The sequence below is a fragment of the Thermopetrobacter sp. TC1 genome (assembly GCF_000746275.1).
GTDB lineage: Bacteria > Pseudomonadota > Alphaproteobacteria > Rhizobiales > Aestuariivirgaceae > Thermopetrobacter.
Genome location: NZ_KN050830.1, coordinates 165,998 through 185,447 on the forward strand (window position 1 = coordinate 165,998; position 19,450 = coordinate 185,447).

A 19,450-nucleotide genomic window follows, 5' to 3' on the forward strand; every position below is an offset into this window, starting at 1 on the left:
CAACCAATCCCAACCTCTGTCACACTATACGACACCTGCATTGTCATACCGGCGAAAGCCGGTATCTAAGGCCATTTACTCATGCATTTGTGGCCCGAGGCCTAAGGCTTTCGCCGGTATGACGAGAAAGATGGAAGCGTTGTGTCATGCAAGGTGATCAGCCTTTGTGCCCTGATGGTCTAACCTTTTGTTGTGCTCTTGCGGCTGCTTTTCTTGCTCTTGCTGGCCTGTTTGGCGGCGATGAGTTCCAGGGCCTGTTCGAGGGTCACGTCCTCAGGTGCGATGTCCTTTGGCAGCGTGGCGTTGATGCGCTTCCATTTCACATAGGGGCCATAGCGGCCGGTGAGCACCTGAATTTCGCCACCGTCCGGATGTTCACCGAGCGTCTTGATGACCTGACGGGACCCTTTCGCCTGTTTCTGGGCGATGAGATCCACGGCGCGGTTGATGCCGATGGTGAAAACGTCTTCCACCGAGGGCAGATTGGCATAAGTGCGGCCATGCTGGACATAGGGGCCGTAGCGCCCGATGCCGGCGAGGATCGGCTCGCCCGTTTCCGGATGCCGCCCCACCTCCCGCGGCAATGACAGCAGCTTTAAGGCCATCTCCAGATCAACACTTTCGGGATCGAGGCCCTTGGGGATCGTGGCGCGTTTTGGCTTTTCGCCGTTCTCTCCCGCCTCGCCGAGCTGCACATAAGGGCCAAAGCGTCCCTGATGACGGGTCACGGGCAGGCCGGTTTCGGGATCGTGACCAAGGAGAACCCCCTCGGCCGGTGCTGCGGCGGCCTCGCCTTCCTGTGCTCCGCCGGAGAGCGGGCGGGTGTAGGTGCATTCCGGATAGTTGGAGCAGCCGATGAAAGCGCCATAACGGCCGATCTTGAGCGAGAGGGTGCCGCTCTTGCAGGCCGGGCAGGTGCGGTCCGGCTTGCCGTCCGCGCTGCGCGGGAAGATGTAAGGTCCGAGGATGTCGTTGAGGGCCTCCAGCACCTCGGAGATCTTCAGGGCGGAGGCCTTTTCCACCGTTTCGCGGAATTCGGTCCAGAACTGGCGGAGAAGGTCCTTCCAGTTCTCTTCGCCGCGGGCAATGCGATCCAGCTTCTCCTCGAGCGAGGCGGTGAAATCGTATTGCACGTAACGGGGAAAGAAGCTCTCCAGAAAGGCGGTGACGAGCACGCCGCGATCCTCCGGCACCAGCCGCTTGCGTTCCAGGCGCACATAGCCGCGATCCTTGAGGATCTGCAAAATCGAGGCATAGGTGGACGGCCGGCCGATGCCCAGCTCCTCCAGCTTTTTCACCAGCGAGGCCTCGGTATAGCGCGGCGGCGGCTCGGTGAAATGCTGTTTCGCCTCCACCTTGACGGGGGTGAGTGCCTCCCCTTCCTTCACGGCGGGCAGAAGGCGGGAATCCTCCCCCTCTTCCTCATCGTCGCGCCCTTCCTGATAGAGCTTCAGAAAGCCGTCGAAGGTCTGGACCTGGCCGGTGGCGCGCAAGGTGTAGACATGGCCATCCGTGCCCTCGGCGCGGATGTCCACGGTGGTGCGCATGAACTCTGCTGAGGGCATCTGCGAGGCCAGCGTGCGCTTCCAGATCAGGTCGTAAAGGCGCAGCAGGTCCTTGTCCAGATAGGGTGCGACATCCTCGGGCGTGCGGGTGGGATCGGTGGGGCGGATGGCCTCGTGCGCTTCCTGGGCGTTGCGCACCTTGTTGCGGTAGGTACGCGGCTTTTCCGGCAGATAGGTCTCCCCGAAGCGCTCCTGAATGGCGCGGCGCGCCGCCTCGATTCCTTCCGGCGCCATGTTTACCGCATCGGTGCGCATATAGGTGATGAGGCCGACGGTTTCGCCGCCGATGTCCACGCCCTCGTAAAGGCGCTGGGCGAGCTGCATGGTGCGGGCCGGGGAGAAGCCGAGCTTGCGGGAGGCCTCCTGCTGCAGGGTGGAGGTGGTGAAGGGCGGCGGCGGATTGCGCCGCACGGGCTTCTGTTCCACCTTTTCCACGCGGCAGCGCGCCTGTTCCAGCGCCTGACGCAGCGCGTCCGCCTCGCTCTCGCTTGCGATGGCGAGCTTGTCGAGCTTCTTGCCGTCGCGGGCAAAGAGGCGGGCCGGCAGATGGGCGCCCTCGGGCGTTTCAAGCGCCACGCTGATGGTCCAGTATTCCTGTGGTGTGAAGGTCTCGATCTCCAGCTCGCGCTCGGCGACCAGACGCAGGGCGACGGACTGCACGCGGCCGGCGGAACGGGCGCCGGGCAGCTTGCGCCAGAGCACGGGCGAAAGGGTGAAGCCCACGAGATAGTCAAGCGCGCGCCGGGCAAGATAGGCCTCGACCAGATGACGGTCGATGTCGCGCGGGTTCTTCATCGCCTCGGCGATGGCCGCGGGTGTGATGGCATGAAAGACCACGCGCTGAACGTCCTTGTCCTTGAGAACACCCTTTTCTTTGAGGATTTCGAGCACATGCCAGGAGATGGCCTCACCCTCGCGATCGGGGTCGGTGGCGAGAATGAGCCGTTCCGATTCGGCAAGCGCCTTGGCGATTTCGTTGACATGCTTGCGGGATTTGGCATCCACCTGCCATTTCATGGCGAAGTCATGCTCCGGATCCACGGAGCCGTCCTTCGCCGGCAGGTCGCGCACGTGGCCATAGGAGGCAAGCACGCGATAATCCTTGCCCAGATACTTGTTGATGGTCTTCGCCTTGGCGGGCGATTCGACAACGACGAGTGCGTTCATGCCATCACCGTATTCAAGGGGGCCTGGCACTTAAGGCCCCTTGTGCCCGCGCATTGTGCGGACATGTTCCCGGGTTGTTCGCTCATGTCGGTTGCCTTTTGACATAAAGAGGCCTTCGCCGGTGTGCAAGCCCCGGCGCTGTCATGCGGAAAGGGAAGCCGCAGGCGCCCCTGATCCGCCCGGCAGGAAAACGGATGAACAAGAACAACTTATTCGGACATGAGCACGGGCGTTGTCATGTGATGGAGAATGGTGTTGGTCACGCCGCCAAAGGCGCGCTCGCGCAGGCGGGAATGGCCATAGGCGCCCATGATGAGCAGATCCGCGCCGACATCCGCGACATAGTTGAGCAGCACGGTGTCGGGCGAGGCTTCCGGCGCGACCATGATGTCCACCCGCGCATCGATGTCATGGCGGCGTAAGTGCTCGGCCATGTAGCGGCCGGGCTTTTCGCCGTGGACATCCTTGCGCTCGTCCGGATTGACGACGAGCACGATGGCCTCGCCACGGCCCCGCAGGAGAGGAATGGCGTCGTGCACCGCACGGGCGGCCTTTCTGCCGCCGTCCCAGGCGATGACGGCCTTGCGGATCTTGTAATGCGGCCGGCCGATATAGGGCACGATGTAAACGGGGCGCCCCGAGGCGAAGAGCACGCCTTCCAGCAGGGTCTCCTGAAAGCTGCCGGCGGCGTCCTTGGGGTTTGGCTGGCCCATGAAGGCGATATCGGCGTGCCGGGCGTAATAGGACAGAACCGCCGGCGCCTTTGGCGCGCCGCACGAGACAATATGGCTTTCGAACTCCAGCCCGGCCTGTTTGACCTTTTCCTCGAAATGGGCAACGGCGCGCTCCGCCGCTTCGCGCACGACCTTCTGCTGCTGCTCGGACAGCGCGGAAGGAAACTCAATACCGATGTAGCTGGCGATGGTGGATTCAAGGGCCAAGGCCACGCCGGTCAAGCGCGCGTTCTGGCGGCTGGCGAGAGAGATGGCGGCGTCGATGCGATCCGGACACGAGCGGCAGTCATCGAGATGAACGAAAATGTCGCGATAGGGCATGGATGGCCTCCCGGTAATCCCGCTAATGCGGAAGGACGGCGATGATATAGGGGCATTGATACGGGAAAGTTAGTCGAGGACCGGGGCCAAGCCGATTAGACATTGGTTGCCCTTGCGGTTGCGCTGAAACGTGCTGCGGCGGCCGGCTGGCCGCCAACCGCCAGCGCCTACGCCGATGCGGCGAGACGGGCGGTGGCGGCCATCCGGAATACGGCGAAGACATAAAGCAGCGTCAGCAGATGCGGCGTCATCAGGTTGACGATCAGGCTGAAGGCGGGGGCCACCCACAAGAGGGCAAGAAGCCATGGATGAGCATTGACCAGGTCCGGAACCGCCTTGCGGTCACGCTCGGCGATGAGGGCGATAATGCCAAGGGAGAGGATGGTAAGGTCATAATGGTTGATGTAGGGCGGAACCAGAATGCTTGCCAGTGCGGCAAAGAACAGGCGGTAACCCTTCGGCAAGTCGCTGTGCCAGATCTTCCAGCTGCTCCAGAGAACGAGAAGAGCGATCAGCCAGTGCAGTATCATCGCCAGGTGGAAAGACATCCCCCAAGCGGTGAACATCTCGAAGGGGCTGATGATGAAGTAGCTGAAGAACCCCCAATAATGCAGGAATGCGCGCTGACGGGGAATCGTATAGTCGAAGAAGACGCGGAAAGGCTCCAGACCGAACAGCGCCCATGTCAGAACGATGAAGAAAAGAGTTGTGGCCGTTGCCCAGAACAAGAATTTCCAGTGACGGCCGAGCACGGCAAAAACGAACGCAACGATGCCCAGCTGCGGCTTGAACGAGAGAAGCCCGAACAGGATGCCGGCGAGAACGGGCCTGTCTCGCATATACCACAGAGACAAGATCAGCAGCGCCCCGGCGAAGGCGCCGGTGTTGGCATGAAACAGGTTGGCAAGCGCACCGGCCGAGAGCACCGCCATAATCGTCAGCAGCACCCTGCCGCCGGTGATGATCCATCCGGCCCAGGCCATGACGGCGATGGACAAAAAGGTCCACAGATAGAGCGTTGTCGTGTAGTCAAGCAGCCCGAAAGGCAGGATCACGGGAAGGAAATGGGGCGGATATGAATAAGTGTAGAAATGTTCGAATAAGGCGCCATGCGGCCAGCCAAATGTCTGCATGATCCAGGTATTATACGCCACCGGATCGCCAAGTACTTCTATGCGGTCCATTAAGGTTAGGCGTGCGGCGACATACAAATTGGCAAGGTCGTGTCCAATATAGTGGCCCAGAGTGTAATCCCAATAGGGAGGTTTATAGTAAATTATCATGTAAAGAAACCATGATGCAAGCAGTCCTAGAAAAAGGAGAAAATGGTGATAATCAAACGTGCCAAGATGCTTCGCCTCTGCTGATCTGGCCTGAGACATGACTTGCGGCATCAGTTTACACCCCCGGTCTGTTTTTGATTCTGATGATGCAAAGTGACGCTGTATAATCTGCATCCCCTTATAATTGAGCTTTGGTTAACAACGCATTTCCTGGTAGATGAGGCAAGGTTCATGGCCGGCGTTCGCGATTTCGCTTGACAGTGAGCGGGGGATCACCTATTGCGGCGGTGGGCCACCCCTCCCCAACGAGGGGCGAACATCTGGAAGGATGTACTCACATGACCGCAAAAGAGAAACCGGCTGCGCGGCCGGCCAATCCGCGCTTTTCCTCCGGCCCTTGCACCAAGATTCCGGGCTGGAACACCTCCCTTCTTGATTCCGCACTCGTCGGGCGTTCCCACCGGTCCAAGGAAGGCAAGGCACGCCTGAAATACGCCATCGACCTCACCCGCGAGGTGCTGGAAGTTCCCGAGGATTATCGCATCGGCATCGTGCCCGCCTCCGATACCGGGGCGGTGGAGATGGCGCTGTGGTCGCTTCTCGGCGCGCGCGGGGTGGACGTGCTTGCCTGGGAGAGCTTCGGCAAGGGCTGGGCCACGGATGTGGTCAAGCAGCTGAAGATTAAGGACGTGCGCGTGCTCGAGGCCGATTACGGCGAACTTCCCGACCTTTCGCAGGTGGATTTCTCCCGTGATGTGGTCTTCACCTGGAACGGCACCACCTCCGGCGTGAAGGTGCCCGATGGGGAGTGGATCGCCGCTGATCGTGAAGGCCTGACCATCTGCGATGCCACCTCTGCCGCCTTCGCCCAGGAGCTGGACTGGCCGAAGCTGGATGTCACCACCTTCTCCTGGCAGAAGGTGATGGGCGGCGAGGCCCAGCATGGCGTGATCATCCTCTCGCCGCGGGCGGTGGAGCGCCTGGAGAGCTACACGCCGCCGTGGCCTCTGCCCAAGATCTTCCGCCTGACCAAGAACGGCAAGCTGATCGAGGGCATCTTCCGCGGCGAGACCATCAACACGCCCTCCATGCTGTGCGTGGAGGATTACATCAAGGCGCTGGAATGGGCCAGGGAGATCGGGGGCCTATGTGCCCTGCAGGCGCGCGCCTGCATGAACGCGGCCGCCGTGAACGAGTGGATCGAGAACACCGATTGGGTGGAGAACCTGGCGCGTGATCCCGAGACCCGTTCCAACACCTCCGTCTGCCTGAAGCTTTCCGAGAAGGCCGTGGAAGGCCTGAGCGAAGAGCAGGCCGCCGCCATCCCGAAGCGCATGGTGGCCCTGCTGGAGGTAGAGGGCGTGGCCTATGACATCGGTGCCTATCGCGCCGCCCCGCCGGGATTGCGCATCTGGTGCGGCTCCACGGTGGAGACCGAGGACGTTCAGGCGCTGCTTCCCTGGCTGGACTGGGCCTATGCCGTGGCCCGTGAAGAGGTGCTGTCCTCATCCTGATGCGAGGTGCGCAAAGCACATCTGACGGCCGTCACTTCCGGGCCTTTTTTGCTAGGTCGTATCGGATGTGACGACCGGTCAGGCGCTTTTGGTGTTCGCTCTTCGCGCCGGAATCCCGATTCCGTTTTCGCATTCGAAATCATCACCGGAACAGACAGGAAGGAGGCCATCATGGCTCCGCGTGTACTCATTTCCGACAAGCTTTCGCCCACGGCGGTGCAGATCTTCAAGAGCCGTGGTCTGGAGGTGGATTACGAGCCCGACCTGGGCAAGGACAAGGAGAAGCTGATCGCGCGCATCGGCGATTATGACGGCCTGGCCGTGCGTTCGGCCACCAAGGTGACGTCCAAGGTCGTCGAGGCGGCGAAGAACCTGAAGGTGATCGGCCGCGCCGGTATTGGTGTGGACAACATCGATGTGCCCGCCGCCACGGCCAAGGGCATCATCGTGATGAACACGCCCCTTGGCAATGCCGTGACCACGGCGGAGCACACCATCGCGATGATGCTGGCGCTCGCCCGCAATATCCCGCAGGCCGATGTCTCGACCAAGGCCGGCAAGTGGGAGAAGAGCAAGTTCATGGGCGTTGAGGTCTTCAACAAGACGCTCGGCCTCATCGGCTGCGGCAACATCGGCTCCATTGTCGCGGAGCGGGCGCAGGGACTGAAGATGCGGGTGATCGCCTATGATCCCTATCTCTCGCCGGAGCGGGCCGAGGAGCTGGGCGTGGAGAAGGTGGATCTCGACACCCTGCTTGAGCGGGCGGACTTCCTCTCTCTGCACACGCCGCTGACCGACAAGACCCGCGGCATTATCAACGCCGAGGCCCTGGCCAAGATGAAGGAGGGAGCCCGGGTGATCAACTGCGCCCGCGGCGGCCTCGTCGTGGAAAAGGATCTCTATGAGGCACTCAAGACCGGCCACATCGCCGGGGCGGCGCTCGATGTCTTCGAGGAGGAACCGGCCCGGGACAATCCGCTCTTTGAGCTGCCCAACGTGATCTGCACGCCGCATCTGGGCGCATCCACGCGGGAGGCGCAGGAGAACGTGGCCATTCAGATCGCCGAGCAGATGGCCGATTATCTGCTCACCGGTGCGGTCTCCAATGCGCTGAACATGCCGTCCATCACTGCCGAGGAGGCGCCGCGGCTGAAGCCCTTCGTGCGTCTGTCGGAGCTTCTGGGCTCCTTCATCGGTCAGATCGTCGGCTCGGCCATGACCGAGGTGACCATCGAATATGCCGGCACGGTGGGCGAGATGAACACGCGGGCCCTGTCCTCCGCCCTGCTGGCCGGCCTGCTGCGGCCGATCATGGGCGAGGAGATCAACATGGTCTCCGCGCCGGTGGTGGCCAAGGAGCGCGGCATGCAGATCAACGAGGTGCGCCAGACGCCGCGCGGTGTGTATGAGGGCTACATCCGCCTGGAGGTGAAAACGGAAAATTCGCGCCGCACCATCGCCGGCACCGTGTTCTCCGATGGCAAGCCGCGCATCATCCAGGTGAAGGACATCAACATGGAGGCGGAGTTCGGCCCGCACATGCTCTATGTGATCAACGAGGACAAGCCGGGCTTCATCGGTGCGCTGGGGCAGCTGCTGGGCGATGCCGGCGTCAACATCGCCACCATGAATCTCGGCCGCACCGCGCCGGGCGGCGAGGCCGTCTCGCTCATCGAGGTGGACGAGCCGGTGCCGGCGGAGGTGCTGGAGAAAGTGCGCGCCCTGCCGCAGGTGAAGTGGGCGTCCGCGCTCACCTTCCGGCTCTGAAGGCGCTTTAGCGTGCCGAAGCGGGGGTTTTCCCCTTCCGGCAGGCGTTTCGCACTGGTCATGCGGGCAAAAGCCTGCTAAAGGCATTGAACGGCCCCGGGGCAGTTCCGGGGCCGTTGTCATGTGCGCCGGGCCGGATACGGGCGGCCGATGATCGGGAAGTTTTGGGATATCGGGGAATTGGCCAATGACCAACGTCGTCGTGATCGGCACCCAGTGGGGGGACGAGGGCAAGGGCAAGATCGTGGACTGGCTGTCTGAGCGGGCCGACGTCGTCGTGCGCTTTCAGGGTGGTGCCAACGCCGGGCACACCCTTGTCATCGACGGGGTTACATACAAGCTCTCGCTGCTGCCTTCCGGTATTGTCCGCCCCGGCAAGCTGGCGGTGATCGGCAACGGCGTGGTCATCGATCCCTGGGCTCTTGCCGAGGAGATCAGGACGCTGACCGAACAGGGCGTGACAATCAATCGCGACAACTTGCGCATCGCCGAGAACGCCACCCTGATCCTGCCGCTGCACCGCGAGCTGGATGGCTTGAGAGAGCAGCTGGCCGGCAAGGGCAAGATCGGCACCACCGGCCGCGGCATCGGCCCGGCCTATGAGGACAAGGTGGGGCGCCGGGCCATTCGCGTCTCCGATCTGGCCAATCCCGACACGCTGCCGATGAAGATTGAGCGGCTGCTTGCGCATCACAACCCGCTGCGCAAAGGGCTCGGCGTTGAGGAGATCGACGGGCGGGCGCTGTTCGATGCGCTGATGGATGTGGCGCCGGTGCTGCTGCCGTTCATGGACAGCGTCTGGTCCCTGCTCGATGCCCAGAAGCGGGCCGGCAAGCGCATCCTCTTCGAGGGAGCGCAGGGCACCTTCCTCGATATCGATCATGGCACCTACCCCTTCGTGACCAGCTCCAACACCGTGGCCTCCCAGGCGGCGACCGGCTCGGGCGTGGGGCCCTCGACGCTGGAATACGTGCTCGGCATCGCCAAGGCCTACACCACGCGCGTGGGCTCCGGGCCCTTCCCCACGGAGCTTGATGACGAGATCGGCCGGCGCATTGGCGAGCGCGGACGCGAATTCGGCACGGTGACCGGCCGGGCGCGGCGCTGCGGCTGGTTCGATGCCGTGCTGGTGCGGCAGGCGATCAAGGTTTCGGGGGTGACGGGCATTGCGCTGACCAAGCTCGATGTTCTGGACGGCTTCGATGAGCTGAAGGTGTGTGTGGCCTATGAGCTGGATGGCGAGCGCATTGATCGCCTGCCCGCCGGTCAGGGGGCGCAGGCGCGGGTGAAGCCCGTCTATGAAACCCTGCCGGGCTGGAAGGAAAGCACCTATGGCGCCCGCTCCTGGAACGATCTGCCGGCGCAGGCGGTGAAGTATGTGCGGCACATCGAGGAGCTGATCGAGTGTCCGGTGGCGCTTCTGTCCACCTCGCCGGAGCGGGAGGACACCATCCTGATGAAGGATCCGTTCGAGGACTGACCGTCAAGTCGACCGGGGGCAAAATAACATGGTCTGCGGCACCTATTGCTATGATCTTGCGCTGAAACGCGACATGTTCATGGCGGGATGGCGCTTGAGCCTCGCCACGTGGCCAGCGCGGATCGTCGTCTTTGGCCTTCTTCCTTTTAGCCTCGCTTTGGTTTTCTTACTGGCGTGGCTCGCGGGAGAGTATGGATTCGCTATCTTTTTGACACTGTTTGTCGTCCTGTACGTACTGATGCGCTTTCTTTGTCTGATCGTGTTGATACCGAGGCAGTTTCGATCAGAGCCCTATGCGGATACGGACATTTCTGTCTGCTTTTCCAAAGAGGGGATGACGAAGAAAAGCGTGGTCGACGAATGCCAATTTACATGGAATGCATTCCGCCTCGCACGGAAGCTGCCGGAGTACTTCCTGCTGATATTTCACAACCATACATTGATCTTGATCCCCAAGGCAGCCTTTTCAGGCGAGGCGGAGGTGCAGGCCGTGCGCGAGTTGCTCCAAGCTCATGTCCCCCAGAAATAAAAGCGGCGGCGTTTATCATTTCGATCACACTACACGACACATATACCGTCATACCGGCGAAAGCCGGTATCTCAGGCCACAAGCGCATGGGTTTGCGGCACAAGACCCCGGCTTTCGCCGGGGTGACGAGAAAGATGGCGACGCTGTGTCGTGTAGTGTGCATTTCGATGTGGTCCGATGCGGCATTGCAGGGCTGCATCTTGCAGGATAAGGCGGAAGCCTGCATGGTGCCCGTTGAATTGGCAGGTCGTCAGGAGACGGCCTTGAATGAATCCGAACGTTTCAGGCAGGCACGATGAGCAAAGGGAAAAAGGCCTCTTCCGGCAAGCCCAGGAAAAAGGCTTCCGCAAACAGCCGCAAGAAGAAGGGCGGCGTGCTGCCGAGCGAGGAGGAAATCCTCGAATTCATCCGTACGTCCGAGCGCAAGGTGGGCAAGCGGGAAATTGCGCGCGCCTTTGGCATTCGCGGTGCTGATCGCATCGCGCTGAAGCAGCGGCTGAAGGAAATGACCGAAAAGGGAATGATTGCGCGCCGGGGCAAGGCGCTGACCGGGCAGGGAGAACTGCCCACCATTGCCGTGCTCGATGTGATCGATACCGACGAGGAGGGAGAGCTCATCGCCCGCCCCACGGTATGGGACGAGGAAACGGACGGGCCGACGCCGAAGGTGCTGATTCAGGAAAAGGACGGCGGCACGGCGCGCGGGCGCCGGCCGATCGGCGTGGGCGACAGGGTTCTCGCCCGCATCTTCAGGCTGAAGGAAGGCCCGTATCCTTACAGGGCGCGGGTGATCCGCCGCATCGATCACGCGGCGGACGAGATACTCGGCGTGTTTCGCAAGCATGCGCGGGATGCGGGCGGCTATATCGTTCCGGTGGAGAAGCGGGCGCGCAGCAATTTCCCGGTCCGGCCCGAGGATGTGAACGGCGCGCGCGACGGCGAGCTGGTGCGGGCGCTCATCCGCCGCGAACGCCGCAGCGGTGTGGCCTGGGCGCGGGTGATGGAGCGGCTGGGCGATGTGGACGATCAGCGCAACATCTCGCTCATCGCCATTCACGAGCAGGGCATCCGCGACAGATTTCCGGACGAGGTTCTCAAGGAGGCGGAGGCGCTTTCTCCCTTCAGCCCCGAGGGGCGGGAGGATATCCGGCACATCCCGCTGGTCACCATCGATCCGCCCGATGCCCGCGATCACGACGATGCGGTATGGGCGGCGCCGGATGATGACCCGAAGAACGAAGGCGGGCACAAGGTGATCGTGGCCATTGCCGATGTCTCCTGGTATGTGCGGCCGGGCACGGCCATGGATGCGGAGGCGCGGCTGCGCGGCAACTCCACCTATTTTCCCGACCGGGTGGTGCCGATGCTGCCGGAGCGGCTGTCAACGGATCTGTGCTCGCTCAAGGCGGGCGAGGACAGGCCGGCGCTTGCCTGCTTCATGACCTTCGACAAGCACGGCAACAAGATCCGCCATCGCTTCGCACGGGTGGTGATGCGCTCGGCCGCCTTTCTCACCTACGAGCAGGCACAGAAGGCGATCGATGGCTATCCCGACGAAGAGACCGCGCCGCTTCTGGATACGGTGCTCAAGCCCCTGTGGTCCTGTCATGACACGCTGATGGCGGCCCGTCGCCGCCGCGGGCCGCTGGAGCTGGATGTGCCGGAGCGCAAGCTTATTCTCGATGCCACCGGCCTGATTGAACGCGTGGTCTCGCCGGTGCGGCTTGAGGCGCACAGGCTTATTGAGGAGCTGATGATCCAGGCCAATGTCTCCGCCGCGGAGACCCTGGAAGAAAAGGGCATGCCGCTCATTTATCGCGTTCATGACGCCCCGGCGCCGGACAAGATCCATGCCCTGGCCGAATTTCTCAAGACACTGGGCCTTTCCGCCCCCCTGGGGCAGAAGGTCAAGCCCATGCATTTCAACCGCATTCTTGAGCGGGTGAAGGGCACGGAATACGAGCACGTGGTCAACCTGATGGTGCTGCGCACGCAGTCACAGGCCGTGTATGACACGCACAACATCGGCCATTTCGGCCTGAACCTGCCGCGCTATGCGCATTTCACCTCTCCCATCCGCCGTTATGCGGACACCATCGTGCACCGCGCTCTTGTTTCGGCGCTGAAACTGGGGGAGGGCGGATTGTCCAGGTACGACATCGAACACATGCAGGAGACCGCGGAACTGATCACCGCCTGCGAGCGCCGCTCCATGGCGGCGGAGCGCGACACGGTGGATCGCATGATGGCGCGCTATCTGGCCGAGCGGGTCGGGGCCACGTTCTGGGCGCGGATCACGGGAGTGACCCGCGCCGGCCTTTTCGTGGCGCTGGAGGAGAATGGCGCGGACGGCTTTGTGCCGATCTCTTCGCTGCGGGGTGACTATTTCGTGCATGATGAGACGCGTCATGCCCTTATCGGGCGCAACACGGGCGAGACCTTTCAACTGGGCGATCTTGTCGAGGTGCGGCTTCTGGAAGTGGCGCCGGTGGCGGGTGGCTTGCGTTTCGAGCTGGTCAGCCACGGCAAGACGGGCAAGCCGGCGCGTCTTCAACCCCGGCTGCTGGCGGCCGCACGCCGCAAGGCGCGCCCCGTGCGCAAGGGAATGCGGCGGCGGTAGGGAATGTGGCGGCGCTGGGGAGCGCGTCTGAAAATGCCCCTGATGGCGAAATGTGAGGGGAAGGAAGAGACATGGCGGAGACGACCAAGCCGGAGGACCTGAAGGATCTGACCCTGCTCGGGCGCAAGGCCAGGCCGCAGCGCAAGCTGGAGGCCTTTCCCAACCGGGCGGAAAAGGGGCGGTTCTATCTGGTCACGCTGGAGACGGCGGAGTTTACCTGCCTGTGTCCGCTGACCGGCCAGCCCGATTTCGCCCGCATCCGCGTGGACTATGTGCCGGATGAGAAGATTGTGGAATCGAAATCCTTTAAGCTCTATCTCTGGTCATTCCGTGACGAGGGCGTGTTTCACGAGCACGGCACCAACGTCTTTCTCGATGATCTGGTTGCGGCGCTTGATCCCCATTACATCCGCGTGGTCGGGCAGTTTAACGTGCGCGGCGGGATTGCCATCACGGTGACGGCCGAACATGTCAAGACGCCTGCGGCCAAGGACTTCGCCCTGCCGCTTCTGCCCCAGCCGCAAACGCTCCTGCCGCGCTGAAGGCGGGCGGGATGCATAAGGGGAAACGCCAGAGGGCGAAGGGCTGTGCAAAGGCACCGGTTTGGCCCGTGCGCACAAGGCCCGATCAGAAATCACTGACGATGCCCTTGCGCTCCCAGTCACCATAGCGGGTGGGTTCCGGGCCTTCCGGGCCGCCGATTTCCTTCGGGCTCTTCTCTGATGTGTACGCCTGCGTCTTGCCGGCCTGTGCGCGGCGCCGCGCTTCTGCTTCGGCACGGGCGGCGCGGGCCGCCTTTTCAAGATTGCGGCGATAGGTTTCGGGATCGATGCTCATGGCCGCCTGTCCATCCTCACCGTGCTGAGAAAAACGCGTCTTTGAAAACCACCGCCCCGCATGTTCAGTTGCACCGGGGCGGTGGGTTCATCGTCCTGCGCGCTTGTATGCGCAACTTGGCATTACAGGTGGCTTTCGATCCACTGTCTGATCTGCTCCGCGCGCATGGCGCCGGCCGTCTGGGCGACGGGTTTTCCGTCCTTGAACAGGATCATGGTGGGAATGGAGCGGATGCCGAAATGCGCGGCCGAGACGGGGTTGCGCTCGGTATCCAGCTTGGCGAATCGCACCTTTGGCTCCATTGCCGCCGCGGCCTTGGCGAATTCGGGCGCCATCATCTTGCACGGCCCGCACCATTCGGCCCAGAAATCCACGACCACAGGTGTGGAATTGCGCGCAATCAGCTTGGGCAGAATGGCATCGGTAACCTCAACGGGCTTGCCGGTGAACAGCTTGGCGCCGCACTTGCCGCACTTGGCCTTCTCCACGGGCTTGCCGGCGGGAATGCGGTTGACCGCCCCGCAGTTGGGACAGACGATCTGCAGGCCCTCGCTCATGACTTTCTCCCCGCTTGAATGCGTGAAAAGCAGATGACACGAACCATCTTCCAGCATATAGGGAGGCACGAAGGCATTTCCAGACTCACTTTCGGCGTCGCGCCCATGAAGGTTTCCTGGCGGCGGCGCCGGAAAAGGCAAAATAAGGAGAGGGGCATGACCCGGGAAGTGGACGTGTGTATCATCGGGGCCGGTTCGGCGGGGCTTTATGCCACCGGACAGGTGGCGCGGATTACGCGCAATTTTGTCATCATCGATCCCGGCCCGCTGGGCACCACCTGCGCCCGCGTGGGCTGCATGCCGTCCAAGGTGCTCATCCAGGCCGCCGATGACCTCTGGCATGCGCGGCATCACTTCGCGGTGCAGGGCATTCACGGCGGCGAGGATGTGCGGGCGGATGTGCGCGCGGTGCTGGCGCATGTGCGCAAGATGCGCGATGGTTTCGCCTCCGGCCCCGCCGGCAAGGCGCAGAAGCTCGCCGATGCCGGCAAGCTGATCTCGGCGCCGGCGCGGTTTGTCGCCCCAGATGCGGTGGAAGCGGGGGGCGAGACGATCCGGGCGAAGGCCTTTGTCATCGCCGCCGGGTCCCGGCCCATCGTGCCGCAGGCCTGGCTGGACACCTTCGGGCCGGACAAGCTTCTCACCACCGATACGCTCTTCGAGCAGGAGGATCTGCCCAGGCGCATGGCCGTGCTCGGCATGGGCGTGATCGGCCTGGAGATGGGTCAGGCCCTCTCCCGGCTGGGGATCGAGATCGTCGGCGTGGACATGAAAGAGACCATCGGCGGGCTCACCGATGATGGCGTGGCCTATAGCGCGCTGTCCCTATTCCGGGAGGAGTTTCCCATCTGGCTGGGGGCGCCGGCGGAGCTGGAGCCGGCGGAGAACGGTGCGATTCGCGTCAAGGCCGGCGATAACGAGGCGGTGGTGGACAAGGTGCTGGTGGCGCTGGGCCGCCGCCCCAATCTGGACAGGCTCAATCTGGAGGCGACGGGCATTGCCCTTGACGAGCGCGGCCTGCCCGATTTCGACCGGCAGACCATGCGCATCGGTGACACCGCCATTTTTATCGCCGGCGATGCCAACGGCGAGCGCCAGATCCTGCACGAGGCGGCGGATGAGGGACGCATTGCCGGCTACAATGCCGCCACCCTGGCCAAGGGCGGCGAAGTGCGCCGCTTCCGCCGCAAGGTGCCGCTGGCCATTGTCTTTACCGACCCCAATATCGCCATGGTGGGCGAAACCTTCGCCGCCCTGGATGCGCGGCTGGTGGAGGACGAGGGCTTCGTCGTCGGTGAGCGTGACTTTTCCACCCAGGCCCGCGCCCGCGTCATGAAGGCCAACCGCGGCATTCTGCACATCTACGCGGGCACGGAAGATGGCAGATTGCTCGGGGCGGAGATGTGCATCCCCCGCGGCGAGCACATCGCTCACGAACTGGCCTGGGCGATGGAACGGCAGGCGACGATCGCCGATCTCATCGCCATGCCCTTCTATCATCCGGTGATTGAGGAGGGCCTGCAAAACGCCCTGCACGATGCCTATGGTCAGCTTCCCGATTCGGTGAAGGTGCCGGGCATTCCGGATGTGCCATTTGCCGAATGATCAGGGCGGCCGTGTGCGGCAGGAAAGGGCCTGAAACACGCATTCCTGCGGCCCTTGGCCTTTCCGCTTCGCAAAGAGGACATGCTGCGGGCTTTGCGGATGCGGCCGGATGGGGCTAGAAGGGAGCCCGAAAGCGTCGCAGGGGGATTCTTGCGCGTGCGCCCTGGTATTTGCGCAGAAATCCTCGCCGGAATGCATAGACAGGAGATCATCGATGACAGATCCCATCGAACGGCTTGAGCGCATGCAGCTCATCCCCATGGTGGTGGAGCAGACCGCCCGGGGCGAGCGGGCCTATGACATCTATTCCCGCCTGCTGAAAGAGCGCATCGTCTTCATCACCGGCCCCATCGAGGATCATATGGCCACGCTGATCGTGGCGCAGCTTCTGTTCCTCGAGGCGGAGAACCCGAAGAAGGAGATCGCCATGTACATCAATTCGCCCGGGGGCGTGGTCACCTCAGGCCTGGCGATCTATGACACCATGCAGTTCATCAAGCCGCCGGTTTCCACCACCGTGATCGGTCAGGCCGCTTCCATGGGCTCGCTTCTTCTGGCCGCCGGCGAACCGGGCATGCGCTATGCCCTGCCCAACGCCCGCATCATGGTGCATCAGCCCTCCGGCGGCGTGCAGGGGCAGGCGGCGGACATCGAGCGCCATGCCAAGGAAATTCTGGAGCTGCGCGACCGGTTGAACCGGATCTATCACAAGCACACCGGCATGCCGCTGAAACAGATCGAAGAGCTGCTGGATCGTGACACCTTCCTCACGGCGGAGAAGGCGCGCGAGCTCGGGCTGGTGGACGAAGTGATCGAGAAACGCCCCACGGCCGCTGAATGATGAATGAGCGGATGCAGCGCGCGGCGCATCACTGTGCGAGAAAACGACAGGGCGTGTGGTCTTTGATAAGGCGCCGGCGAGGGCTCCCGATGGGCGGAATGAGGCCTGCCTCGGACAAGGTGGGGCGGCTAGAGTCACATGTGGTTCCCGTTCGTTAACCGTGTGAATGCATGGAACGGGAAGCCGTTGGCGGGAACGTGCTATTCTCGCTTGGTGCGGTGTGCCGAATCGATGTTGGCGCGATGTGATGGCCGCTCAATACCTCAGGTCGCGCGATTGCGTGCATGCCGCCTGTGCACGGGCGCCAGATGCGGGTTTTGCCTGTGGAGCAATGCGCGGTCTCGTGGCAAAGCTTGAATGCCGCTCGTGCCTGTCCTAGTTTTCTGAAGGCGGGCACGGTGTGGCCTGCAAGGAAGTCCCGATCGCGGCCGGTTCCTTCCGGCCGGGGTCGTCAAGAAGCCTTGAAGGAGCTTTCATGAGCAAGGACACCAACGGCAACGACGGCAAGAACACCCTCTACTGCTCTTTCTGCGGAAAGAGCCAGCATGAGGTGCGCAAGCTGATTGCCGGCCCGACGGTCTTCATCTGTGACGAGTGTGTCGAGCTGTGCATGGACATCATCCGCGAGGAGAACAAGACCTCGCTGGTGAAGTCTGCCGACGGCGTGCCGACGCCGAAGGAAATCTACGACGTGCTCAACGATTATGTCATCGGGCAGGATCGCGCCAAGCGCATCCTGGCGGTGGCCGTGCACAACCACTACAAGCGCCTCAAGCACGCTTCCAAGAATGATGACGTGGAGCTGGCCAAGTCCAACATCCTGCTCGTCGGCCCCACGGGATGCGGCAAGACGCTGCTGGCGCAGACGCTGGCGCGCATTCTCGATGTGCCCTTCACCATGGCCGACGCCACCACGCTGACGGAAGCGGGCTATGTGGGCGAGGATGTGGAGAACATCATCCTGAAGCTCCTGCAGGCGGCGGACTACAATGTGGAAAAGGCCCAGCGCGGCATCGTCTACATCGACGAGATCGACAAGATCTCGCGCAAGTCGGACAATCCGTCGATCACGCGCGATGTATCCGGCGAGGGCGTGCAGCAGGCCCTGCTCAAGCTCATGGAAGGCACGATCGCCTCGGTGCCGCCCCAGGGCGGGCGTAAGCACCCGCAGCAGGAGTTCCTGCAGGTGGACACCACCAACATTCTCTTCATCTGCGGTGGTGCCTTCGCCGGGCTGGAGAAGATCATCGCCCGCCGTGGTGACAAGTCCGGCATCGGTTTCAAGGCCGAGGTGAAGGAGGAGGATCAGCGCGGCACCGGCGAGCTGTTGCAGGAGCTGGAGCCAGAGGATCTGCTCAAGTTCGGCCTGATCCCGGAATTTGTCGGGCGTCTGCCGGTGATCGCGACGCTGGAGGATCTGGACGAGGATGCGCTGGTGCAGATCCTCACCAAGCCGAAGAACGCGCTGGTGAAGCAGTATCAGCGTCTGTTCGAGATGGAAAACGTGGAGCTCTCCTTCACCGACGACGCCCTGCGCGCCATCGCCCGCAAGGCCATCGAACGCAAGACCGGCGCGCGCGGCCTGCGCTCCATCCTGGAGGGCATCCTGCTCGATACCATGTTCGATCTGCCTTCCATGGAAGGCGTGCAGGAAGTGGTCATCACCGAGGAGGTGGTGGAGGGCGAGGCCAAGCCGCTGCTCATCTATGCCGACAAGGAGGAGAGCAAGGAAGAGGCCTCGGCCTGAGAGTCCAATTGGTAATCCACAAAACCGCCCCGCGCTCCCGCCCAAGCGCCCTGTTAGGTGCATAATATCGGGTGGTTGGGCGGGGGCGCGGGGTGGTGGGTGGCACGAAAATTCGCTGAAAAGCGAATTTTCGTTTGAACTCAAAAAGTTACTTCGCTCTCGCCACGGACACGACCGGCGCGGAAAAGAGCAGAACAAGCTTTGTGCGGAATCCGGGGGATGACATCGAAGAGGTGGCATCCCCTTTTTTATGCCTGACCGCCGGAAAGATATTTCATATCCTTCAGGAAGAGTTCGGCGGGGTAATATACCCCGCCAAAACGTTCCGGAACGGGATACAATCCCGTTCCGGCATTTTTTCCATCCGACTCAAATCAAACCTTTTGGCGAATGCCGTCGTTCTCCAAAACCACTCCATTTCTAGCTCTGGATTGCCGGGATCCCGGTTCAAGCCCGGGACAGGCTGGGGGCAGGGAAAGACGTTTCATGTGGTTTATCAATGAGTTAAAAACCAACCCCACTTATGCACACTACACGACACTTATACCGTCATACCGGCGAAAGCCGGTATCTCAGGCCACAAACGCATGAGTTTGCGACACGAGACCCCGGCTTCCGCCGGGGTGACGAGAAAGATGGCGACGTTGTGTCGTGTAGTGTGCAACTTACGAAAAGTCTTTTTCCTCGGTCGATTTGACGGCAACATCATGCCTCCTGAATTTTCTGGGCCAGTGGTGGACCGATTTACAGTATGACGATGCATGTGTCGTTTAGTGTGGGCATCGCCCCTTTTTTGTGCCTCTTTTTCACGCTTTCTTGGCAGTTGCGGAAAAAGAATGAAGGCAAGAGGCTTTCCCACGGGCGGAAAAGAAATTCAGAATCA

At 62.2% G+C, this 19,450-nt stretch carries 14 protein-coding genes; 9 read left to right on the forward strand and 5 right to left on the reverse strand.

Annotated elements, in window-relative coordinates; all coding sequences use genetic code 11:
• Positions 1-179 precede the first annotated feature (179 nt).
• The 3 genes from topA to EK16_RS10230 all read right to left on the reverse strand — a co-directional run bounded on the left by topA (position 180) and on the right by EK16_RS10230 (position 5,181).
• Positions 180-2,732, reverse strand: coding sequence for a type I DNA topoisomerase (topA, locus tag EK16_RS10220; RefSeq protein WP_051929247.1), 2,553 nt, complete (start codon positions 2,730-2,732; stop codon positions 180-182).
• Positions 2,733-2,941: 209 nt separating this feature from the next.
• Complete coding sequence (locus tag EK16_RS10225; protein WP_038036767.1) at positions 2,942-3,787, reverse strand: universal stress protein; 846 nt, start codon at positions 3,785-3,787, stop codon at positions 2,942-2,944.
• A 167-nt stretch (positions 3,788-3,954) separates the two neighbouring features.
• The gene (locus tag EK16_RS10230) at positions 3,955-5,181 is read right to left on the reverse strand and encodes a glycosyltransferase family 87 protein (RefSeq protein ID WP_197059677.1); all 1,227 of its coding nucleotides are present in this window, start codon (positions 5,179-5,181) and stop codon (positions 3,955-3,957) included.
• 227 nt (positions 5,182-5,408) lie between these two features.
• Here EK16_RS10230 and EK16_RS10235 point away from each other — a divergent pair, with 227 nt between their 5' ends.
• The 6 genes from EK16_RS10235 (at position 5,409) to queF (ending at position 13,522) form a co-directional block, all read left to right on the forward strand.
• Positions 5,409-6,584: a phosphoserine transaminase gene (locus EK16_RS10235; protein ID WP_038036770.1), complete on the forward strand. Its 1,176-nt coding sequence runs from the start codon at positions 5,409-5,411 to the stop codon at positions 6,582-6,584.
• 168 nt (positions 6,585-6,752) lie between these two features.
• Complete coding sequence (serA, locus tag EK16_RS10240; protein ID WP_156098578.1) at positions 6,753-8,351, forward strand: phosphoglycerate dehydrogenase; 1,599 nt, start codon at positions 6,753-6,755, stop codon at positions 8,349-8,351.
• A 187-nt stretch (positions 8,352-8,538) separates the two neighbouring features.
• Positions 8,539-9,831, forward strand: a complete 1,293-nt coding sequence (locus EK16_RS10245; RefSeq protein ID WP_038036772.1) for an adenylosuccinate synthase — start codon at positions 8,539-8,541, stop codon at positions 9,829-9,831.
• A gap of 28 nt (positions 9,832-9,859) precedes the next feature.
• Positions 9,860-10,360, forward strand: a complete 501-nt coding sequence (locus EK16_RS10250; RefSeq protein WP_081910477.1) for a YcxB family protein — start codon at positions 9,860-9,862, stop codon at positions 10,358-10,360.
• A 295-nt stretch (positions 10,361-10,655) separates the two neighbouring features.
• A complete protein-coding gene (gene rnr / locus EK16_RS10260; protein WP_081910478.1) occupies positions 10,656-12,980 on the forward strand; it encodes a ribonuclease R in 2,325 nt (774 codons plus the stop codon).
• A 71-nt stretch (positions 12,981-13,051) separates the two neighbouring features.
• Positions 13,052-13,522: a preQ(1) synthase gene (gene queF, locus EK16_RS10265; protein WP_051929248.1), complete on the forward strand. Its 471-nt coding sequence runs from the start codon at positions 13,052-13,054 to the stop codon at positions 13,520-13,522.
• A gap of 85 nt (positions 13,523-13,607) precedes the next feature.
• Here the strand turns inward: queF and EK16_RS10270 are convergent, their stop codons facing one another.
• Positions 13,608-13,817, reverse strand: coding sequence for a DUF1674 domain-containing protein (locus EK16_RS10270; protein ID WP_038036778.1), 210 nt, complete (start codon positions 13,815-13,817; stop codon positions 13,608-13,610).
• Between the two features lie 122 nt (positions 13,818-13,939).
• Positions 13,940-14,374, reverse strand: a complete 435-nt coding sequence (gene trxC, locus EK16_RS10275) for a thioredoxin TrxC (RefSeq protein ID WP_038036922.1) — start codon at positions 14,372-14,374, stop codon at positions 13,940-13,942.
• A gap of 156 nt (positions 14,375-14,530) precedes the next feature.
• On the opposite strand from trxC, the gene EK16_RS10280 reads away from it, so the two are divergent.
• The 3 genes from EK16_RS10280 to clpX all read left to right on the forward strand — a co-directional run bounded on the left by EK16_RS10280 (position 14,531) and on the right by clpX (position 18,567).
• Positions 14,531-15,979 (forward strand): dihydrolipoyl dehydrogenase, encoded by a 1,449-nt coding sequence (locus EK16_RS10280; RefSeq protein ID WP_038036923.1) that lies wholly within the window; start codon positions 14,531-14,533, stop codon positions 15,977-15,979.
• Between the two features lie 214 nt (positions 15,980-16,193).
• Positions 16,194-16,820, forward strand: a complete 627-nt coding sequence (locus EK16_RS10285) for an ATP-dependent Clp protease proteolytic subunit (RefSeq protein WP_038036779.1) — start codon at positions 16,194-16,196, stop codon at positions 16,818-16,820.
• Between the two features lie 475 nt (positions 16,821-17,295).
• Entirely contained in the window at positions 17,296-18,567 is a 1,272-nt protein-coding gene (gene clpX / locus EK16_RS10290) for an ATP-dependent Clp protease ATP-binding subunit ClpX (RefSeq protein WP_038036780.1), read from the forward strand.
• Positions 18,568-19,450 lie beyond the last annotated feature (883 nt).

Coding starts and splice junctions, on each gene's coding strand:
- topA (WP_051929247.1), bottom strand. CDS start 2,732: ATGAACGCACTCGTCGTTGTCGAATCGCCCGCCAAGGCGAAGACCATC.
- EK16_RS10225 (WP_038036767.1), bottom strand. CDS start 3,787: ATGCCCTATCGCGACATTTTCGTTCATCTCGATGACTGCCGCTCGTGT.
- EK16_RS10230 (WP_197059677.1), bottom strand. CDS start 5,181: ATGCCGCAAGTCATGTCTCAGGCCAGATCAGCAGAGGCGAAGCATCTT.
- EK16_RS10235 (WP_038036770.1), top strand. CDS start 5,409: ATGACCGCAAAAGAGAAACCGGCTGCGCGGCCGGCCAATCCGCGCTTT.
- EK16_RS10245 (WP_038036772.1), top strand. CDS start 8,539: ATGACCAACGTCGTCGTGATCGGCACCCAGTGGGGGGACGAGGGCAAG.
- EK16_RS10250 (WP_081910477.1), top strand. CDS start 9,860: ATGGTCTGCGGCACCTATTGCTATGATCTTGCGCTGAAACGCGACATG.
- rnr (WP_081910478.1), top strand. CDS start 10,656: ATGAGCAAAGGGAAAAAGGCCTCTTCCGGCAAGCCCAGGAAAAAGGCT.
- queF (WP_051929248.1), top strand. CDS start 13,052: ATGGCGGAGACGACCAAGCCGGAGGACCTGAAGGATCTGACCCTGCTC.
- EK16_RS10270 (WP_038036778.1), bottom strand. CDS start 13,817: ATGAGCATCGATCCCGAAACCTATCGCCGCAATCTTGAAAAGGCGGCC.
- trxC (WP_038036922.1), bottom strand. CDS start 14,374: ATGAGCGAGGGCCTGCAGATCGTCTGTCCCAACTGCGGGGCGGTCAAC.
- EK16_RS10280 (WP_038036923.1), top strand. CDS start 14,531: ATGACCCGGGAAGTGGACGTGTGTATCATCGGGGCCGGTTCGGCGGGG.
- EK16_RS10285 (WP_038036779.1), top strand. CDS start 16,194: ATGACAGATCCCATCGAACGGCTTGAGCGCATGCAGCTCATCCCCATG.
- clpX (WP_038036780.1), top strand. CDS start 17,296: ATGAGCAAGGACACCAACGGCAACGACGGCAAGAACACCCTCTACTGC.